We start from the raw sequence: 18,427 nt of genomic DNA, 5'->3' as shown, positions 1-18,427 counted from the left end.
AGGCCTCATAGCTCCCTTGGAGGCAAGACTCCCAATGAGGTCTATACTGAGACCAAACCCTGTTCCTCCCGTCCGGAGTTAACGATGTCAGGGGCCAGAACTGTCCAGTAAAAGGCACCCACCTCACTGTGCGTGCTGCCAGAAGGCGCTGTCCACGGTGACCTGCAAGGCATTGCGAACGGTGGCGCCGATGGCGGCGGCCGCTTCACTGGCCAATGCACGAGCGCGTTGGTCACGCTCCCAGCCAGCCCCGGTGGCGGTCTCCACCCGCCGGAGCAGCTGCTCCATCCAGCGGGAGGGGCTGGCTCGCCTGGTCCAGTCCGCGAGGCTCTTGCCGTCCACTTCCACAGCGCGCAGCAGCATCGCTGCATCCAGCTGCGGAAAATCGGTGCGGCTGCCAGGCAGGCGCCCTGCAGCACGGCGGCGGATTTCAGGCGTTGATGCCGCCAAGGCCCTGCTCAGTTCACTCGCCAGCACATCATTGACCGGGGCCAATATGGCTTCGGCTGGCCCATTCACTGCCACCAGTCGCTGCAGCGCCGATTCACGGTCAAGCTTTCCATCAGGCAGTGCGGCGATCAGCTCTTCCAGCTTCCCGATGGCATTGACCACCACAGGCTCCAGTGCTTCGAGGACCAGCTGCTCTCGGCTTTTGACGTAGAGGTCCAAAGCTTCACCGTATTCGCTCATCGTGGCCACCTCAGCGCCTGCTTGTAACTCAGAACAGTTTCCTGTTTGATCTCAACAGCCTGTCGCTCAGAAGTGCGCCTTAGGGCGAAGACGCGGCTGCTGTAGCTTCCGGTTGCAAGCATGTCTGGGTTGTTCTCAGCCTGATTCTAAAGCCAGTGATGAGCGCTACGAATTACCAGCTATTCCCAGAACTTCTGTCGGCTCGGCACAGCCGCACCTGCTCGCCGAGCACATTCATCGAGCAGCTGGTTCAGAGCTCCGAACAGTAGTTGCTTGGCTGGGTCGGGCTTGGCTGCTCGAGCCGCTCTGCACGGGCAACTGCCCCCCTCCCTATGTCGCGGGCATCCCACACACTGATCCCTTCCGGCTGGCTGGCTGCGATCTCTGAGCGGTGAGCCCTGACCAACTCGCAGATGGGTTTGTTGCCCCCTCGGGTGGTGATATCTCGGTAGACCCAGAAGATACGGATCAGGCCGTGCTCACCCTCGACTCTTTCCAGAATTCCGTCGATGGGCACAACGCCAGAAGGCCGGTAGACGATGTCGCCATAGAGCCGGCGAGAGGCCTGTTCGGTGAGCCGTACGCAGCATCGAGGAGCCAGCGGACTCCACAGCTCACGCAGCCTCAAGGCCTCTCTGCGGCGGTTCTCGTTGAGCTGACGGATACCAGGCTCAGCCAGTCGGGCCAGGGCTTCCTGCTGGGCCAGCAGGGCGGTATCGGACCAGTTGAGGCTGTTACGCAGCCCCATCACCAGACCCTGTAGTTCGTGGGACCGCTCGTGTACCTGCTGCCGTACCAGGCCACTGCGTACCTGACCGCATCCACGGCGTGATCGATTCCGGTGCCGTCGGCGATCACCTCCACATCGCGGGGGTGCGTCGGCAGGCTCGGCATGGTGGCCTCGAAGCCCTCACACGCCACGCTCCACATCAGCCACGGGCGCTCGTGATCCACCCCGGTGGCCTTCAGCCGGTTCCTCAACATCGACAAGCCCACATTCACCGGGGTGCGTGCCTTCTCCGCCGGCAGCAGCCGCACACCGCCGGCCCTGAAGTCCTCAGCCGTAGACCCCTTTTCACTGCCCGTCCGGTTGAACACCGCATCGTCCGCCAGGACCTTCAGATCCTCAGGTTCCACACCCCACCGCTGCAGCCATTGCCGCAGCACCCCAGCCTGCTCCGCTGAACTCAGGCACGGCCCCTTCCGCCAGTCCCGCCGCCCACCAGCACCAGGTGCCGCCAGATACAGCTCATCAGCCAGTAGCAGGCTGCCCTTCGGGTAGTCGATGAACGGCGGGTCCGGGATGACCAGATAGAACACCGAAGGGGCCGAATAGCCGAAGTCGCCGCACACGAAGGCCCTGGGGCTGTGCGTCTTGAGGTTGATCTGCCCGGGCCTGATGTCCACACGGCACCGCGCCGGGCTCCAGCAGCTGGCGAAGAAGCTGCCGCCCAGGTCGAGATCCCACCGGCCCTCCAGCAGCGCCGCCAGCATCGCCGGGTCGCCCCCGGCCATCAGCTCGACGTTGCGCTTGTACGCCTCCCAGTCGATGTGTGGGTTGATGCTGGCGTTGGCCGTGACAAACACCACCCACTTTTCGTAGGTGTCACTCCAGAACCGCTTTGGCTGCATCGGCCCAGGTAGCCCAGCAGGTAGCGCAAACCTCTCCTTCAGCCAGACATGCCCAGGGCCGCCGGGGTTGGCCAGGAACACCTGCCGCGTCTGTACCCCAGGCTTTGCTCTGATGATGCCGGCGAGGGTGTCGTAGAAGTCAGGTGAAGGCATCACACCCACCTCATCATGGATGGCCACGCACTTACTGCGGCCCTGCAGCCTGTTCTGTGCCCTGATCTGCTCTAACGGGCTGCTGGCGGAATAGGCCAGCTCACATGTGCCGTACAGTGCTGACTTGCCTCCAATGCGGAACGTGTTCTCTCCCGCGTTCCATGTTGTGCCCGGGTAGGCCAGCGTCAGATACTTGTAGAGCAGCGTCTGCAGCTCTTGAAGCGCTTGGAATGTGCTACGAGTGATGAGGCAGTGGTACTCATCCTTGAGAATCTTGGCGTCCCTGATGACCAGCAGCACAATGCCGAAGGTCTTGCCAGTTGCCTTCGCTGTCGCCGCTACGAGGATGTGATCCAACGGCACATCCAGCATCAGCTGCTGTAGCGCATTGGGCTGCAGTACCTGCTGCTGGATCGGACCCGGAGGTGCAGTGCTGACCATCAGCTACAAATCTGTTACGCTCACCCTAGCTGAGAATTTGCGGGCTGGGAAACATAGGCTTAGGGTACTTTCGTGGGCGGTCTTGTGTATTGCGGCGCTCAGAAATTGAACCCCTACCCCCTCTCTTGCTGTGCTACAGGTAGGTTGATAGGTGATATGTATTGGTTGGGGATCTGGTGGGACTGGTACCTGACGGCTGGGGAATCGCTACCATACCCCGGGTCAATCGTGCCCACCTGTGGTGTGATGGTGGGTTGCCATCCTGCCCACCAGGTCAAAACAAAAGCGGCCCGATGTGGACCGCCTGGGGCGTGAGAATTATCGTGATTCTCAGGGGTCGAAGCTGAGGTGCCGTAGCTTCAGCTTGCTGCAGGCTGAGGTGAGCCCGGCCAGTGCATTGAGCTTGGCTTCATCATCAGCAGCACCGCGCACCAGCTGCACGTACTGCTCGGCGATGAACTCGCCCAGGTCGAAGCACTGGCGGCAGAGGGTGGCGCCACGGCCGCTGGCGATGGCCAGGTGCAAGGCGTCGGCCGCTCGCAGGGACGTGCTCCAGCCGCGCAAGCAGGCGTTGGCATTGCGGAAGTCCTGCGACTCCAGTTCCAGCACCAGCAGGCCCGGCGCCAGGCTGCGCTCATAACCCTGCAGCACCGCCTCGGCTTGGGCCTGGGTAAGGGCCTTGGTGCGCACCTTCAGGCCGAGGGCGGAATGCAGCTCAGTGACACTCCATGAGCTGATCGCCAGCGGTGCACTGGCCTCAGCGAGAAACGCCGTCGCCGTGGCGGAATGCGCTTCCGGCGTCAGCACCGCCAGCAGCACGCAAGTGTCGATGTAGAGCATCAGGCGCCGGGCTCATCCCGCAACGCCCGCATGGTCTCCACGCCGCTGGTCGGCTGCTCAGGCAAGGAGGCGCGCAGGGCCTCGAGTTGCGGCAGCAGATCACGGACGCTGCAACGCGGCACCAGCTCGGCGATGGCCTTGCCGCGGCGGGTGATCACCACCGCCTGCCCAGCCTCCACCGCATCCAGAAGGCTGGAGAGCTGGGTCTTGGCTTCTGCCACCGTCACCTGCACCATGGCCGTTGACCACCTAGATGACCAACTTTAGGCCGGGTGCGCGGCACAGAAGCAGGGGGCATGGCCTTCTCCCAGCGAGCACGACAACCAACCATCGACTCAGCCGCTCGTCAGCGCAGCACTTGCTCCCTACTGGGATGGCTACGCCCGGTCAGAGGCCTTAGCACTGACAGCATTGCCGTCAGCGCAAGCGAGAGTCGTCAATGACCGCGCTCACGATCCGCAACCTCGACGAGCACACCAAGGAGCAGCTGCGCATTCAGGCCGCCCGCCATGGTCGATCGATGGAGGAGGAAGCCCGCACGATCCTCCGCTCCGCCCTCGAGGCCCGGCAGCCCCCCGCAGGTGGCAAGGGCCTGGGCAGTCGCATCCATGCACACTTCGCCCTGCTCGGCGGCGTGGAGCTGGAGCTGACTGAGTCCTCCTCGCCAACCCTTTAACCGCCGGCGATGCCCTGCAGATCCTTGAGCAGCACGAACAGGTGCAGCGGGTCAGTGGGCGAGGGCCGGAAGCCGAAATGCTCGTAGAAACCTCGGGCCCGTTCATCTTTGGCATGCACCGCCATGGCGCGGATGCCGGCGATATCGGCCGCCGCCAGCGTCCGAACGATCGCGTCTTTCAGCAAGGCGGCGCCAAGGCCCTTCCCCTGGTGCTCAACCGCCACGGCCAGCCGGGCCAGCACCATCAGCGGAATCGGATGCCGCGCCAACCCCTTGCTGATCCGCTCTGGTGCCTGCTCTGGACTCACCTCACCTACCACCAGGGTGTGGAAGCCAACGACGACGTCGCCATCCAGCGCCACGTAGGTGCGGCTGGCCCGCGCTCGCTGATTCGCCAGGGCAAAGCGGACCAGGAAGCGGTTCAGGGGTTCCTCACCACAATCAAAGGCCTCCAAGGCATGGTTGGCCTGGAGCGGTTCGATCCGGTAGCGGCTCATTCGGCGCCACCAGCAGGCGGCTGTTCCGCAACACCCCGCTCCAGCACGCTCGGCTCCAGCAGCAACCGCGCCAGCCGCGGATGCTGCTGGGGTGGAGCATCCAGGGCGGCCACGAAAGCCTCCCACTGCTGCCCATCGAGCTGGAAGCTCTGCCGATCAGCCAGGGTTTCGGCCGCGCTGGCCAGGGCGCTCTCCAACACAAACTCACTGACGCTGCACTGGGCCGCCGCGGCTGCCCGCTGCAGGGTCTGCTTGGCACCGGGCGTCAGCCGCAGGTCCAGCTTCTCGCTTCTCAAAGGAGCTGAGGTCATCACGGCACCGTCTTCCGCCACCTTAGCCCTGCCCGCCCGACAATGTCATGACATCTCCGCCGGTCCTTCGCAGAACCGTCAGCAGCAATACGCTTTCACGGACTGGTAGCAGGAGCGCCATGGCCTCCGTTTCAGCCGCAGAAGCCCGCAAGCGGCTCCACGCCCTGATTGACGAGGTGGAGCAGTCCCACGAGCCGGTGCTGATCATTGGGAAGCAGGGCAACGCTGTTCTGCTGGGGGAAGATCACTGGCGCGCAATCTGGGAGACCCTCCATCTGGTCTCGATTCCCGGGATGCGCACGTCGATCCTCGATGGCATAGCCACCGAGGTGACTGAGTTGAGCCGAGAAGCGCTGTGGTGACCTCGGTCGGCAGCAGCTGGCTGGCCGACCGAGCTATTGCCCGCCGAGGCAATTCGGCAAATACCTGACACGTTTTGGCAAGACAGCCAATATCTGCCAATCGCTGACAACCAGCCCGGCAACAGGAGGCGTGGCCTCCTCCCCCAGCGAACACGAGATCCAGCAGCGCATCCGCCTGGCCTGCGGCCGCGGGGCGGTGCGGCTCTGGCGGAACAACACCGGCGGTCTGGTCGATCAGCAGGGGCGCTTCGTGCGCTTCGGGCTGTGCAGGGGCAGCAGCGACCTGATCGGCCTGCGGTCGCTGGAGGTGACGCCCGATCTGGTGGGTCAGCGGATCGCCCAGTTCGTCGCCCTGGAGGTCAAGACCGCCAGTGGAGCAGTCAGCCCGGAGCAGCGGGCTTTCCTGCGCCTCGTGCGGCAGCTCGGTGGCGTAGCAGCGGTCTGCCGCTCCGTGGAGGAGGCCGAGCAGCTGCTTGGCAGCCCGAGGCAAGTGCTGCTGGGACACTGATGGATCCCGCAGAACTGCAGCGGCGGCTCAGGCGGCTGGCCCAGGCACACCCCGGCGAGCACCCCTACACCCTGGCTTTGAGATTGCAGGTGAAGACAGGAAAGGTGATCACTGGCCAGCAGGCCAAGCACATCCTCAAAAGGCTTGGTGATGACCTGTCCTGACATACCAAGGCATGACAGGCTCTGGCTGCGCTTGCCAAGTTTGTATTAGCTTCCCGCTAAGAACTCGGAATTCAGATCGTGGTCGTCACCTACGCGGAGCTGCTTGAGCACCAGGAGGAGAACCGCGCTGCATTCGGTCGCATGCTGCTCAACTGGCGCCGGGGCAACGGCTGGACCCAGTACACCGCCTGCAGCTGGGCGGAAGAGGTGGGTTTCGAGACGATCTCCTACGGCAACCTCTCAGTGATCGAGCAAGGCAAGGCCGGCGAGCTGCGCCAGAAAGCCTTCTGGCAGCTGGGAGAACTCAACCGCCGCATCGCCGACCAGGACTGGGGTTCTGTGAAGGATCAGGCGATCAAGGAGAAGCTCGAGGGCGCCGTTCCTCTCGGGGACAAGGACTGCCCGGTCTGGACGCCGCTTGAATTCTGGGCCTGCTACTGCGGTCTGCGCGAGGTGCCGGATGCCTTCCGCACCACACCGGCCCCCACCATCGGCCAACGCAAGGCCACGGAACTCTCAAGCAAGTGGCGCAACCAGATGCGCCGCGTGGTCGACGACTGCGGTCTCGAACCCAGCGACGCCCTCAACTCCCTGGCGGCAGAAGCCAGCGAGGAGCACCGCAAACGCTTCTATGCGGTCCTCACGGGGTTTGGCGACTACAAGCCCGAGGAGCTCGCTCCACTCTGGATCGAGGGGGACTTTTATCAGCCCAAGCGCTGGCTGGACCAGTGGGAGGCCGCGAACCGCCAGCCGCGCAAGCCCGGCAACAGCAAGGGCAAGAAGCCAGTCTCGGCCTGATGGCTAGGAATTAACAGCCGCTGCTAATGCGGCTTCTAGTGGAAAGCCCTAAGATCCGGATCAGCGGGCATCCGCCCGATCTGAATCCCCATGGTCACGCCGTCCAGGCCCTTGGAGGCCCAGTGTCATCACCCACCTGAGCAACAGCTCACCCACGCCCTGGCCTGCTTTCAGGCCGAGGTATCCGCCATCTCCTCCCCCGACCTGAGCGCCGTCGCGGAAGCTGCCCGACCTGCCTTCCGCCAGGGCATCGGCTGGTTCGCCCAACTGGGCGAGCAGCACGGCCGGCCCAGGCTGCAGGTCACGGTGAGGCATGCCGCCGGCGCCGAGCTCAGCAGCGAGGCCTGGGCTGACGAACCCGGCGATCTGGCGGACATGACCGGCTTGATGCTGGCCATGCTGCTGGGCATTCCCGTGTCCGCCCAGGCTAGGGCTGCAAAGCTCTGTTCTGGTGTGGAGCAATGCGTGGCCGACAAGCCTGAAGGCCCGCTGGTGCCTGCGGATCGGCCGGAGCCCGATGGCGAGTCGGAAGCACCAGACCAGCAGACCCAGGCCCAGTCGTGCAGTGGCGGCACTCCCGATGGGAGCGGCGAACCAGCCTTACTTCCCCTGACGCCGGAGGAGATCAGCGGCTATCACCGCCGCGTGCTGGATCTGCCCCAGGCATCCCGCCGGGAGCTGACCAATGCCTTCCGCGAGCACTTCCAGGTGCCGCGCAGTGCCCGCTCGATCGGTGATCGCATCACCCAGCGGCAGCACGGCGACTTCATCGAGCGCTTCCTCGAGGAGGTCCAGGGCCAGGCGCTGGAGAACGTTCCCTCGCCGCCAGCCGCATGAGCCCGAGCCATCGCCCAAGACCTCCCCGTCGCTATGGGGAGCAGCCCCGCTCAGTGGCCGGCCGCCACTTCATCCAGACCCAGGTGCGCACCGATGTCTATCTGCGGATCCGCGAGCTGATGGAGGCCCGCAACCTCTCAGCCAGCGGAGCTGTGCACCACCTGCTGCGGGAGCGCTTTGGCCTGCCACCGCTTCCTCCCTTCGATCAAGACCCCATGTCGACCGATTCACCTCATGGCTAAAGACCTGTTTCGCACGCCCCTCGCCCCGGTGCGCTGGGCCCACCTGATCACCCCCCGCCATCAGCTCGATCGGAGCAAGCCTCTGGCCTGGACCTGTGATCTGCTCCTTCCCAACGCCGACGAGAAGGCCCAGGCCTTTCTGCTGGCGATGGAGGACCAGTTCATCGCCCTGCACGGCAGCCGTAAGCGCCGGGCGGAGAAGGGCTTCCCCTGGAAGGCCGACAAGGACAAGCCCAGCGAGCTCACCGTGGTGCGCTTCAAGATCCCGCAGTTCCAGCGGCGCGACGGCTCCCTCTCGGAAGGGCCCCGCATCGTCGATGCCAAGAAGCAGCCCTGGGATGGGGCCGCCATCGGCAACGGCTCGAAGGTGATCGTCGCTTTCGACATCTACGACTGGGACGGAGAAAACGGCTGCGGCATGACCTTCCAGCCCAGGGCCGTCCAGGTGGTCGAGTTCGTGCCCTACGAGCAGGTCGATCCCACTGACGGCTTCGACGAGCTTGACGGCTACTCCGCGGTCAACACATCCACCGGCTCCGGCTCCAGTGACTGGGCCGCCGATGACGACGCGGAGGAACCGTTCTGATGACGCACCTCCATAGCGTCCGCGGCGGCGTAGGCGGCGGCCGGCCCCAGGGGGGCAAACCCCAGAGGGGCAAACCCCAGCTGCCGGCCTTCTGCCGCACCCGCCGGCCCACCACCACCGTCACGGTGAGCAGCCTGCGGTGCATCTACCGGCTGCTGCTGCTGGTCCTGGTGTTCCAGCTGAGCACCCTGCTGCTGGTGATCGCCGGGCCTGTCCCGCCGCGGCTGCCCCCGGCCACAGCCACCAACGTCCTCCGCCCCGATGCCGGCACTGCCGCCGGTGGGGCTCCCTTCGTCGTGACACCGCTTCCAGATCGATGAGCAGAACAACGACCTGGCCCTGTCCACCAACGCCCCTCGTCCCGATGGATCACCTCTCCCTCCTCTCCTGTTCCTGGAACGGCACACCGAACTCACGGCGCTTCACCGATGGCTACGTCACTGCTACAGCGATGTGCAAGGCGAACAAGAAACGGTGGTCTGACTACCGCGAGTCAGACCGCTGCCAGCAGTCCGTCGATGGTGCTCCCCGCCAGGTCAAGAGCTACCGCCGCTCCTGGTTGATCAACACCTTCGAGCGCTTTGGCGCTCTGGTGGCAGGAGGCTGATGGACACCCCAACACCGACATCCCGCCAGCGGGTCTGGATCAGCACCGCCGAGGCCTGCGAAGTGCTGGGCATGAGCCGAGAGTCCCTCCGCCAGCTGCGGCTGCGGGGAGTACTGCAACCCGGGAAGCACTACCGCCGCTGGGGCTGCACCGAGGGCCGTGGGCCGTTGCAGTGGCACCTTGAGAACGTGGAGGCCACCATCACCGGTTGGAGCCGGCGCCACCTGAGGCAATAAAAGCGTTGCGACCCCATGGGATCAGCAGGCATTGTCCTGAACCCGATCACGTCCCCCTCTCCTCTAATCGGGGATCGGGTTGCGTGATCGGGTTGTTGTTTGGGCCCTGGTCCTGCCAGCGCGGTGACACCCGGATCCAGCACCGACTTTTGCTCCGGGTTTGCTCACGTCCCCGCTCCAAGCAGTCCTGGAGGGCCCGCCCAGGCCGAGGTTGAGCAGATCACTGATCCACAGATCAGCGATGACTCTGCGGGTTCGCCAGAGCCAAATTCCGAGGCGGGGACTGGAGCGGGCGAGCCAGATAAGTGAGCAAGGCGGCGATTTGCTCACCTGTTTGCTCACATCCCCCTTGGCCAATCCCTGAAAAGTCAGTCGGGGCGACAGGATTCGAACCTGCGACCTAGTGCTCCCAAAGGAGCTGGTTGCAACTAGTCATAGGCGGGAATCTCTAGTCAGGATGCGCCTACTGCATTGACTTCTCAGTCCAGCGGAGTCCATCAGAATCCACCAGAGGTTGCAGATTTCCCACGCCTGTGGGAAGTTGCATCAGGCCCTGAGACCAAGTGCCATACGTGGCCCGTTCATCCTCCACCGATTGGATCCCGGTCTTTCGGCGCCAGGTCCGCGACTCCACCACCACTGGATGGACCGTCACCGATTCCCGTGGCTCCATTCGCCTTGAGGTGCGGGATCCTGCCCACAACGGCAGTAGGAAACAAGGCATCACCCTCCCCTACCCCTGGGCTCCAGCCGGGTGTGCCGATGCCCTGCTCCGTATCCGTGCCATCTGGGCCTTCTACCGGCAAGGCGACTGCACCCTGATCGGCGCCGCACAGATGGCGGAGTCCAGCAGCAGCAAGCACCTCATTGATTGGCCTGATGCCGTGGCTGCCTTCAAGCAGCAACGAATGGAAATTGAGGGTCGCACCAGCGAGAAAACCTGGCGCGTGAAGTACCGGCCAGTCATTGATGCTGCTGTTGCCCTGCTGATCGGCTCGCGTCCGCCAAGTAATGCTGCGGAGCTGTGCGACGCAGTCCTAACCCGATGGGAGCCCGGCTCACGGCAGCGTCAGATCATGCGCCAGAACCTCTACGCCTTCCTTCGCTTCTGCATCGAGCGTCAGAATTTCAAAGCCTGCTGGACTCCGCCGCCCGTTCCCAAGGAAACCCGTAAGGCCAAGCGCATTGGTTATCCACTATCCGATGCGCAGATCCTCCGCCTGCTGGACGGCATCCCCGACGATGAACCAGGCCGCCGCTGGCGGTTTGCTATCCAGCTCCTTGCCACCTATGGCCTGAGGCCAGAAGAACTCCGCCACCTGGTGGTGAAGGACGGCACTGATGGCCCTGAACTCTGGTGCACCTACCGCAAGTCAACCGGCGGTCACGAGAAGACCCAACCCCGCCGCCTGCATCTGCTGCTGGTGCGTGACCTCGATGGCACCCCACAAGACTGGAACCTCTTGGCCAGGGTGCAGATCAGCGAGGCGAGGCCACCCCTCGGGCAGGAGGGCAAAGGTGGTGAAGCACTCGCCACCTACCTCAAGCGCCGAACCGTCTGGCAGCAACTCAAGACAGAAGCGGAGCATGCCGGAGAAGAACTGACGCCCTACGCCTTCCGGCACCGGTACGCCAAGCAAAGCCATGCAGCACGGCTCCCCGTCGCATCAATCGCCAAGGCGATGGGCCACACGATCGATACACATCTCAAAAGCTACGCGAAGTTCCAGCCTGATGCCGTGGCTGATGCCTACAAAGCCGCCAATACCCCGTTGGCAACAACACGATGAGCAATAGAAACAACAGAGGTTCAACAAGCCAGATCTTCCTCGCCCAGTTCTCCAGGGAATTGCAGCGGCAAGACCCCGAAGCAGGGGGCGGATGCGATGGATCACAGCCTTGAAGTACACCTGAACAGCTACGCCAGATTGCAGACCCTCGATCTGGCGAAAGCCTTCGGGGAAGACGTGCGAGCAGTGGCGCCAGCGCTGGCGCATCTTCACCTGCCCATGATCAATCCCGCTGGCATGAAGTTGCGGAATGCGGGGTTGCAATGCTCAGTCGGATGAACTCCATTCAGCAGTCTCACCACAGTGCTTCTTGAGTTCTGCGAGAACAAGCGGCAGGGCATCAGAATATCGGTGAACACCTGCAAGGCGAAGAACTTGGTACTCAACATCTTGGTCAACAGGCATCCCGTACGCAATCATCTTCTTGATGTGTTTCTCGGGACTAACTGAGCGGGGGTTGCAGATCGCATACAGCTCTTCTCGCTCTCTAGCCTCCTTTGCGGCAATAGCGGTCTGCTGCGCTATGTGATCACGCCAAGAGAAGTAGGAGATTAAGGGGACGACGCCGCCAAAAAGCACTGCTGAGAAGACGATTAGAAAGAGTTTGGTGTTTTTTAGCATGCGGCTTTTCACTGCAGGGCTGGCTGCCCCTCCCCTGCGAATAGGTATCACACATTAAATCATTGCACGTAGTATGTGCTGGCTCGATCACTGAACTGACAGTCATTGTAAATAAACCCACGATCAGTCATGAAGCAAGGCATCAGGCAGGCACCAGCACGCAATGGCAGCGGGGGTGGCTTTCGGCAGGAATCGACGGCAGTTCACTCAGCCCAACTCAGGTCCGCACGCTGCGCTTCCACCTTCACCACTCCATCAGCAATCGTATCCTTGTTTGAGGGAGCAACAAGTTACAGGCCAAGGGCCTTCTTTCTCAACGCTTCATGCTCTTCTGAAGTAATGAGACCTTGCTCAAGCATCTGCTTATACTCCTTCAGCTTCTCAGTTGATGAGGCAGATGATTGAGCTTCAACAAGCTTATTCTCAGTGTTGGATCTAATTCCCGGTTCTGGTTTTCCAGCTTCCACCCATCGAGCCACAAGCGCATTTATGTCACGCTCGTACGCCTGGCTACTAAATGCAACCCATATCAAGACCATCACCCCAGGAACTATAAACATAAACAAACCCAGGACAACAAGGAATATGGTTGCGCATCCATTTGGTGGCTCAGGCACTGGGTAGCCCATTGAGCGAGCCCAAGCCACTGCCTTGGCACGATCGCCATGAACGCTGCCCCCCTGCGAGCTGAGCAAGGGCTTCCCTTTGAAGATCTCCTTACCACTTGAGTCTCGCAATACAAACTTGCCTTCAACAGCCGAAGAATGCTCAATTGAAGGCGGATGCTTCTTGCTTATGCGACCGTAAATCCTAGCTCGCTCAACAATTGCTTCAAACTCTTTTTGAGTTAAGGCCCTTTCTACAGAAGCACTGGATGGTTGCATAGTAGAATCGTCCATAGGTGTGGAATGAAGAAACTGGCTTTCCTTGCAATCATGAAATTAGACTTGAGCCATCACTACCAAGAGAATCCACCATGATCACAAACTGGTCTGTTTAAATCTTGGCACTATTATCGAGCCAAGACATGGTGCATTGCTCTCAGTGATGCCAACAGCAGCGGATTAGATAAATTCGCAGAGTTGAAAGTGGCTCGGCGAAAGCCTAAGCGGCATGGAGTCTGATGCCTGGATTGGTGAGCATCATGGTCGGTTGTGATGAGTGAGGTGGTGGGCTCAGGCAGGGGAACTGCTTTTTTGGGCTGCGCAGGAGGCAGATGTGATGAGATCGCTCTCCCTTGCTATCTTTAATATCTCAGTTGCACCACCAGTTGCGCATCCCCCGATTGGGGGATCCTCAGGAACTCCGCGTGCAGGAGGCCACGGCAGGCCGGTGATCACCAGCACCTTGCTGGCAAGGACCTGCTCCCCACCAGCTTTGGGATGGTTGCCAGCTCCAGGCAGTGCCGTTGCTCGACCCAGGGGGAGGCTTTGGGCGGATCAATGCTTCCCAGGGCGGTGCTGCCCACCACCAGGCGCAAGTTGGAAAGGAAGATCGCGGGCTCACCGGCCAGGGTGTCGGTCAGCAAGGAGCCCTCGATCATCTAAATTCCAGGGCACTCTCGATGAAGCCGTCCCTCCACATAGTTGATTGATGTCCGCAGACTGCACGGGGCTGAACTGATCAAGGCTCACCCGGTTCATCGGTCAGTTCATCGCCCAAGGCAAGCGCATCGCGAAGAACCGGCTCGTAGCGCAGCAGCACTGCGGCTTCATGTTCAACGCTGCCAGGCTGCAGATCGCTCAGCTCTTGGAGGATCACCTCCAACTGGGCCTGCAGTTCAGCCATCCGGGCAAAGCGTGCATCTGTCACTGTGACCTCATGAGCAGAGCCGTTGGCTTTGGGCGCGTTGGCCTCTGCCCTCTGCAATGCCCGATCGAACACCTCATCGGCGATTCTCTCCCAATGCTCGCGGGCGGCATCGTCCATCAGCTCAACACAGGGTTTTGTCTGCAGCTTGCCTGATTCCGGAAAAAACTGCTCTCCCAGGTGTGCTTCTCCAGCAGGTGCCGAAACGCCAGGATCGTCGTCTCATCCGGGATCCGGTCGCTGAGCATGTCGATCCCGGCGAACCGGCGCATGGTCGGCACCTCGATCAGGGCATCCTCCATCGCTGGGTCGCTCAGCGAGAACCACTGCTGCATCAGGGGGATCCGCAGCATCGTGGCCAGCGGGTAGAGCGGGCGACCTCCTTTGCTGCTGGTCTTGGGGTAATGGGGCTCGATCAGAGCAATCAGGGCCTGCCAGGGCACCACCGCGTCCATCTCTGCCAGGAACTTCTCCCGCCTGGTGCGCTTCGTAGCGGTGGTCTGCTCGTAATCGCCGAATCCGAGCTGCTTGCCGCCCATCAAACCAGTTCTGGCGGGTGATTACAGTGAAACTGTCCCGTGATGGGGCTGGGTTTTCCAGGGCTTCCTTAGTCTTGCGCCGACAAATGAGTAATTGCGGAATGAAATTTTTCAGCGATCAGCTTAAATCCAATATTTGTGGGATGGAGTTCATTGGCCCACTGGCTCTGCTCAGGAAGCGTTCCAAGCAGATTCAAGTAGATAACATTATTATTGGACTCGTCGGAGATCTTGTGGAGTCGGCCATTAAAGCCATCAATTACTTGACGCAGAAGGTCACGTCTAAGCATCATCATCTTGGAAGAGTATCCACGTGATTCAAAGGGCTCTTCAAACCATGGTCCTATAAAGTCAATTGGTCCTATGCCAACAGACTTGCCATTAGGATGGGGGTAATCATATCCATGAAGTATTATCTTTGCGTCAATACTATTCCGATCTAAGGCATGTCCTATTGATTGAATAATGGTATTGTATGCCTCTTCGTATGAATCGAGTAGTCCTTCGAGAACTTTAGGATTTATTCCGGGTGCTGGAGAGTCGACGTGTTTAAGGATCTGAATGAACTCTGGTCCAGCGATGTCATTGCCTCCTCCAGATAGCAAGATCAGCTGCGGCCGATGTCGTTTTATCGCATAGATTGTTTCAGCAAGCTGAGATGGATTAGAGGAATCAAAATCGCCGATCTGCTTAGTATCTGGTCCGTAAGCCATATGGTTGAGTGTTGCGCCAGGATAGGCAACCTCAATAACATCATACTTGTATCGGTTGCGCAGCCACCATACAACATCTTTTCCTATAATATAGTTAAACCAAGAGTCTCCTTCGGCTACAATCTTTACAGGGGTTCCACTGTTGAAAGGGGCAATACCAGATCCTTCCCTCAGCTGATTCTCCAACCATTGTTCGTAGACTAAAGCTTCATTGGTCGCGCGTGGTTGTAGATTTGGTTTTTGCATAACGAGAAGCTACCTCTTCTATGTATTAACAAGATTTCGACAGCTGTCAAGTCGGCCAGCCCAAACGGGAGGTTATTTGAAGTCCTACTATATAAGAAATGGTGGTCACCAGAGTATTAAGCAATACTTGACTATTTAGAATATTGAGTCTGTAAGGGAACATTACGGAATGGGGTGGTCTGTTTTTTCTGGTAGTTCCCATCGTTAACCTCTGAGGCAGGGAACACAACGACCTCCGGTCAACTCCTCTTCGCTCCGTAGACAGCAGCGGCTCAGAGAGCTGCTCTGCCGACAAACCTGGCAAGTGAAAATACCTAGCATCCATGATCCATGGCTTGAAAGTAGCTTCAGATACTGGCTTGCTGGCATGCGAGTGACTATTCTTATGTCATGGCAACCACTGCAAATTCAGCCGAGTGCCAAGTCGTTGTTTTAAGCAGCTGCCCTTCCATGTCCAACAGTAAACTAGCACGACTAACGCGAACAACATGCGTGGAACTATCTATCAGCCCTACAACTACTATTCTCCAGCAATTGAGGATGGCTTAAATCTATGGCAGAGACAGACTCGGGATGCGAGCTCGTATAGGTCTATGGGATTCACCGGAATATGGCTCCCACCCGCTCTTGAGGCAAGCGGTCCCAGCGATGTGGGTTACGGTATCAAGAACTGGTTCAGTTTCGACAACACCAAGTACGGTGACGAGACAGAATTGCGAGGCGCTTGCGAAGCGCTCAATAATGAAAATATTGAAGTTTACCACGACACTGTACACAATCACCTCATGGGTGGCGAGGCAGAGCACGACGTTCTTTGCCTTCATGTCAAGAAGAATAATAAGAACGAACCGATTCAGCAAAACAGCGTACCCTTCCGGGCCACCGTTTATTCCGGATTTTCGTGGCTCGGCTTCAATCACGCTAATTTCGATGCCTACCATCCGAATGATCACGATGTTTGGGCGTTGAGCGGCAAGAAGTTCGACCGAGAGGCCCATCTAGATCCACTCATAGGATGCGATCTTGACTTCGACAACTTCGAGCTTGTTCAGAAGCTCGAGGAATCTGGCCATTGGTTTCGCGACCGCATTCTGGTCGATGGTTATCGCTTCGACGCTGTTAAACACATTCGTCCGAAGGGGACGCTTAATTTTCTCACTGCCATGCGGCGTGGAGCCTCACGCGCGCTTTTTGCTGTCGGCGAATTCCTCGATGAGAACATTGACCTCCTCCACGAGTATATCGGTCAGACGCTCGGCCAGATAAGCCTTTTCGACTTTCCACTCCAACGAAAGCTTGTGCTGGCCTCGCAGGCGCGAACAAGCTTCGACATGGGTTCTCTCCACACCCGCACCCTCACAAGCGAACAGCCCACACATTCAGTCCCATTCGTACACAGCCATGACGACCAGCCGTCGATGCACGGTGGGGATCATCGTGGCCACTACATTGGCGACTGGTTTATCTCCCAGGCCTACGCCATGGTTCTCCTTCGCAACGAAGGCTACCCGCTTGTATCGAACGTAGACGTCCTCCGCCACGAAAACATGATTCGGCGGTACATACTCGCCCGCACGAATTGCACTTTTGGCCACCGTCACGACGCCTTTGACCATGCTCAGACTGTCGGCTGGTCATTTAGTGGGCATACCGGATTCGACAATGCCATGGCCGTTGTCATCACGACCGGTGACCACGGGCGGAAGTGGCTTCCGGTGGGAAAGGCGCACGTTGCCTTCCGCGATCTAACCGAGGCGCTGGACCAAACCATCTGGACAAACGAGCACGGCTGGGCCGAATTCGAATGCCCTCGCGAGAACTCCTCGGTTTGGGTGGAAGCTACCAAGTGGGAGCAATTGATGGGACAGCTGAGGGGGTGAAGGCAAGGCAACCGGCAACTGCAACGAATCGAGAAGCGCCGCCGCCGTGCGTACAGGATTTAAATCCGCTGAGCCCGAACTTCTGGAGTAACAAATCACGCCATTATTGTCACTAAAGGCTTTTGAAACGTCCCGGAAGCAGCCCTTAGAACCTGAACGGTGACTTTCAGGGAAGGTGTCACTCCTTGGCTACCATTCAGGCAACCTCAATTAAGCGTAGCGCGAGGATCTGATCGGGCTCCTCTGTTGGCTTGTTGATCCACACTTCTTCGGGTTGGCGCCAGCAGCGAGTGGATCAGCTCCAGCGTCTTGGATGGGCCTGGCGGGCCTTCTGGTAGACATGGGCTCGCTCCCGGCAGATTGCTGTGGCGGTACCGCTATGGCGTTGATGGGGCGTGACGAATTTGATGGCGCTGTGGCGGTGCCGGTGGTTGTACCAATCCACAAAAGCCGCCACCCACTCGCATGCCTTGTCTTTGCTGGCGAATGGCCGGCTGGGGTAGTCGGGACGGTATTTGACCGTTCGGAACAGGGATTCCGAGTAGGGGTTGTCGTTGGAGACCCTTGGCCTGGAGAAGGATCTGAGCACCCCCATCTCCTCCAGCCGTGATTCCAGCGTCGCCCCGCGCATGGCATTGCCGTTGTCGGCGTGGAGGATCAGTGGCGGCTGCTGGCACTGGCGGCTGCCAAAGCCCCTGGGCCGCCAATAGCGCTCCTTGAGGCAGGCCCGCTGCACCAGCACAGCCGCGATCTCGGCTGACTCCACCTCGGCCACGTCCCAGGCCACCACCTTGCGGCTCCAGACGTCGACCACCAGATAGAGATACAGCCACACACCCCGCACCGTGGTGGGCAAAAAGCTGATATCCCAGCTCCAAACCCTGTTTGGGCCATCCGCCCTGAGGCGCGGCACAGAGCGGGGTTCCTGCGGCAGCCGGGCCCGCCCACGCCGATGGCACTGTCCTGCCTGGTGCAAGACCCGATAGAAGCTGCTCTCGGAGCCGATGTAGAGCCCCTGATCAGCCAAGGCCGGCACGATCTGTCCCGGCGGCAGCGAGGCGTACGCCGGCTGGTTGCAGGTGAGCAGGATCCGCTGGCGCTCCTCCTCACTCAGCCGGTGAAGGTAGCGCCCCTCCGAGTGGTGTAACTCAGGAGGTCCTGTGACCCTCTCAGGAGGGTGAACAGGAGCAGTCAGGGGATGACTGCTTGGAAGCTGATTGTTCAGCTCCATTAATCCACTATGAACCCT

Annotated in this window: 27 protein-coding genes and 1 pseudogene; 14 read left to right on the top strand and 14 right to left on the bottom strand. The window is 60.3% G+C overall.

Features of this window, described 5'->3' with window-relative positions:
- Positions 1-123 precede the first annotated feature (123 nt).
- The 5 genes from FPZ61_RS14415 to FPZ61_RS14395 all read right to left on the bottom strand — a co-directional run bounded on the left by FPZ61_RS14415 (position 124) and on the right by FPZ61_RS14395 (position 3,992).
- A complete protein-coding gene (locus FPZ61_RS14415) occupies positions 124-690 on the bottom strand; it encodes a hypothetical protein (protein ID WP_185467271.1) in 567 nt (188 codons plus the stop codon).
- A 250-nt stretch (positions 691-940) separates the two neighbouring features.
- The gene (locus FPZ61_RS14410) at positions 941-1,438 is read right to left on the bottom strand and encodes a hypothetical protein (protein WP_185467272.1); all 498 of its coding nucleotides are present in this window, start codon (positions 1,436-1,438) and stop codon (positions 941-943) included.
- Entirely contained in the window at positions 1,438-2,916 is a 1,479-nt protein-coding gene (locus FPZ61_RS14405; RefSeq protein ID WP_185474879.1) for a DEAD/DEAH box helicase family protein, read from the bottom strand. The genes FPZ61_RS14410 and FPZ61_RS14405 overlap by 1 nt, the downstream gene beginning before the upstream one ends.
- Before the next feature lie 330 nt (positions 2,917-3,246).
- On the bottom strand, positions 3,247-3,756 hold the full coding sequence (locus tag FPZ61_RS14400) for a type II toxin-antitoxin system VapC family toxin (protein WP_185467274.1): 510 nt from the start codon (positions 3,754-3,756) through the stop codon (positions 3,247-3,249).
- Complete coding sequence (locus tag FPZ61_RS14395) at positions 3,756-3,992, bottom strand: type II toxin-antitoxin system Phd/YefM family antitoxin (protein ID WP_185467275.1); 237 nt, start codon at positions 3,990-3,992, stop codon at positions 3,756-3,758. The genes FPZ61_RS14400 and FPZ61_RS14395 overlap by 1 nt, the downstream gene beginning before the upstream one ends.
- A gap of 203 nt (positions 3,993-4,195) precedes the next feature.
- Here FPZ61_RS14395 and FPZ61_RS14390 point away from each other — a divergent pair, with 203 nt between their 5' ends.
- Positions 4,196-4,432: a plasmid stabilization protein gene (locus FPZ61_RS14390; protein WP_185467276.1), complete on the top strand. Its 237-nt coding sequence runs from the start codon at positions 4,196-4,198 to the stop codon at positions 4,430-4,432.
- Here FPZ61_RS14390 and FPZ61_RS14385 read toward each other — a convergent pair.
- Positions 4,429-4,929 carry a GNAT family N-acetyltransferase gene (locus FPZ61_RS14385; protein ID WP_185467277.1) on the bottom strand — a complete coding sequence of 167 codons (501 nt, stop codon included), beginning with the start codon at positions 4,927-4,929 and terminating at the stop codon, positions 4,429-4,431. The two genes, FPZ61_RS14390 and FPZ61_RS14385, sit on opposite strands and share 4 nt — an antisense overlap.
- Positions 4,926-5,240: a DUF1778 domain-containing protein gene (locus FPZ61_RS14380; protein WP_185467278.1), complete on the bottom strand. Its 315-nt coding sequence runs from the start codon at positions 5,238-5,240 to the stop codon at positions 4,926-4,928. Before FPZ61_RS14380 ends, FPZ61_RS14385 begins: the two co-directional genes overlap by 4 nt.
- A 119-nt stretch (positions 5,241-5,359) precedes the next feature.
- Between FPZ61_RS14380 and FPZ61_RS14375 the strand changes: the two genes are divergently transcribed.
- The 12 genes from FPZ61_RS14375 to FPZ61_RS14320 all read left to right on the top strand — a co-directional run bounded on the left by FPZ61_RS14375 (position 5,360) and on the right by FPZ61_RS14320 (position 11,649).
- On the top strand, positions 5,360-5,602 hold the full coding sequence (locus FPZ61_RS14375; protein WP_185467296.1) for a type II toxin-antitoxin system Phd/YefM family antitoxin: 243 nt from the start codon (positions 5,360-5,362) through the stop codon (positions 5,600-5,602).
- A gap of 130 nt (positions 5,603-5,732) precedes the next feature.
- Positions 5,733-6,110 carry a VRR-NUC domain-containing protein gene (locus FPZ61_RS14370; RefSeq protein ID WP_185467279.1) on the top strand — a complete coding sequence of 126 codons (378 nt, stop codon included), beginning with the start codon at positions 5,733-5,735 and terminating at the stop codon, positions 6,108-6,110.
- A complete protein-coding gene (locus FPZ61_RS14365) occupies positions 6,110-6,274 on the top strand; it encodes a hypothetical protein (protein WP_185467280.1) in 165 nt (54 codons plus the stop codon). The genes FPZ61_RS14370 and FPZ61_RS14365 overlap by 1 nt, the downstream gene beginning before the upstream one ends.
- Before the next feature lie 78 nt (positions 6,275-6,352).
- Positions 6,353-7,072, top strand: a complete 720-nt coding sequence (locus tag FPZ61_RS14360; protein ID WP_185467281.1) for an XRE family transcriptional regulator — start codon at positions 6,353-6,355, stop codon at positions 7,070-7,072.
- A gap of 90 nt (positions 7,073-7,162) precedes the next feature.
- The gene (locus FPZ61_RS14355; RefSeq protein ID WP_185467282.1) at positions 7,163-7,909 is read left to right on the top strand and encodes a hypothetical protein; all 747 of its coding nucleotides are present in this window, start codon (positions 7,163-7,165) and stop codon (positions 7,907-7,909) included.
- Positions 7,906-8,151 carry a hypothetical protein gene (locus FPZ61_RS14350; RefSeq protein WP_185467283.1) on the top strand — a complete coding sequence of 82 codons (246 nt, stop codon included), beginning with the start codon at positions 7,906-7,908 and terminating at the stop codon, positions 8,149-8,151. The genes FPZ61_RS14355 and FPZ61_RS14350 overlap by 4 nt, the downstream gene beginning before the upstream one ends.
- Positions 8,144-8,737: a hypothetical protein gene (locus FPZ61_RS14345; RefSeq protein WP_185467284.1), complete on the top strand. Its 594-nt coding sequence runs from the start codon at positions 8,144-8,146 to the stop codon at positions 8,735-8,737. Before FPZ61_RS14350 ends, FPZ61_RS14345 begins: the two co-directional genes overlap by 8 nt.
- Positions 8,737-9,057 (top strand): hypothetical protein, encoded by a 321-nt coding sequence (locus tag FPZ61_RS14340; RefSeq protein WP_185467285.1) that lies wholly within the window; start codon positions 8,737-8,739, stop codon positions 9,055-9,057. The genes FPZ61_RS14345 and FPZ61_RS14340 overlap by 1 nt, the downstream gene beginning before the upstream one ends.
- A gap of 44 nt (positions 9,058-9,101) precedes the next feature.
- Positions 9,102-9,344, top strand: coding sequence for a hypothetical protein (locus tag FPZ61_RS14335; protein WP_185467286.1), 243 nt, complete (start codon positions 9,102-9,104; stop codon positions 9,342-9,344).
- Positions 9,344-9,580, top strand: coding sequence for a helix-turn-helix domain-containing protein (locus tag FPZ61_RS14330; protein WP_185467287.1), 237 nt, complete (start codon positions 9,344-9,346; stop codon positions 9,578-9,580). The genes FPZ61_RS14335 and FPZ61_RS14330 overlap by 1 nt, the downstream gene beginning before the upstream one ends.
- 572 nt (positions 9,581-10,152) lie before the next feature.
- Positions 10,153-11,370, top strand: a complete 1,218-nt coding sequence (locus FPZ61_RS14325; RefSeq protein ID WP_185467288.1) for a tyrosine-type recombinase/integrase — start codon at positions 10,153-10,155, stop codon at positions 11,368-11,370.
- Between the two features lie 96 nt (positions 11,371-11,466).
- Positions 11,467-11,649: a hypothetical protein gene (locus FPZ61_RS14320; protein ID WP_185467289.1), complete on the top strand. Its 183-nt coding sequence runs from the start codon at positions 11,467-11,469 to the stop codon at positions 11,647-11,649.
- On the opposite strand, the gene FPZ61_RS14315 is transcribed toward FPZ61_RS14320, so the two are convergent.
- The 6 genes and pseudogenes from FPZ61_RS14315 to FPZ61_RS14290 form a co-directional block, all read right to left on the bottom strand.
- A complete protein-coding gene (locus FPZ61_RS14315; RefSeq protein WP_185467290.1) occupies positions 11,638-11,991 on the bottom strand; it encodes a hypothetical protein in 354 nt (117 codons plus the stop codon). The two genes, FPZ61_RS14320 and FPZ61_RS14315, sit on opposite strands and share 12 nt — an antisense overlap.
- 290 nt (positions 11,992-12,281) lie before the next feature.
- Positions 12,282-12,875 carry an SHOCT domain-containing protein gene (locus FPZ61_RS14310; protein WP_185474878.1) on the bottom strand — a complete coding sequence of 198 codons (594 nt, stop codon included), beginning with the start codon at positions 12,873-12,875 and terminating at the stop codon, positions 12,282-12,284.
- Between the two features lie 452 nt (positions 12,876-13,327).
- A complete protein-coding gene (locus tag FPZ61_RS14305; protein WP_185467292.1) occupies positions 13,328-13,534 on the bottom strand; it encodes a hypothetical protein in 207 nt (68 codons plus the stop codon).
- 80 nt (positions 13,535-13,614) lie between these two features.
- Positions 13,615-13,920, bottom strand: coding sequence for a hypothetical protein (locus tag FPZ61_RS14300; RefSeq protein ID WP_185467293.1), 306 nt, complete (start codon positions 13,918-13,920; stop codon positions 13,615-13,617).
- Positions 13,921-13,982: 62 nt separating this feature from the next.
- A pseudogene (locus FPZ61_RS14295) lies at positions 13,983-14,339 on the bottom strand (transposase); the annotation flags it as partial.
- A gap of 68 nt (positions 14,340-14,407) precedes the next feature.
- Positions 14,408-15,298 (bottom strand): hypothetical protein, encoded by an 891-nt coding sequence (locus tag FPZ61_RS14290; protein ID WP_185467294.1) that lies wholly within the window; start codon positions 15,296-15,298, stop codon positions 14,408-14,410.
- A gap of 593 nt (positions 15,299-15,891) precedes the next feature.
- On the opposite strand from FPZ61_RS14290, the gene FPZ61_RS14285 reads away from it, so the two are divergent.
- Positions 15,892-17,178, top strand: coding sequence for an alpha-amylase family glycosyl hydrolase (locus FPZ61_RS14285; RefSeq protein WP_185467295.1), 1,287 nt, complete (start codon positions 15,892-15,894; stop codon positions 17,176-17,178).
- Positions 17,179-17,473: 295 nt separating this feature from the next.
- Here FPZ61_RS14285 and FPZ61_RS14280 read toward each other — a convergent pair whose 3' ends face one another.
- Positions 17,474-18,409 (bottom strand): IS3 family transposase, encoded by a 936-nt coding sequence (locus tag FPZ61_RS14280; RefSeq protein ID WP_255441665.1) that lies wholly within the window; start codon positions 18,407-18,409, stop codon positions 17,474-17,476.
- Positions 18,410-18,427 lie beyond the last annotated feature (18 nt).

This window comes from Synechococcus sp. BSA11S (genome assembly GCF_014224355.1).
Lineage (GTDB): Bacteria > Cyanobacteriota > Cyanobacteriia > PCC-6307 > Cyanobiaceae > Regnicoccus_A.
Note: the sequence above shows the minus strand (reverse complement) of the source record. Positions and strands in the feature narration are given on the sequence as shown.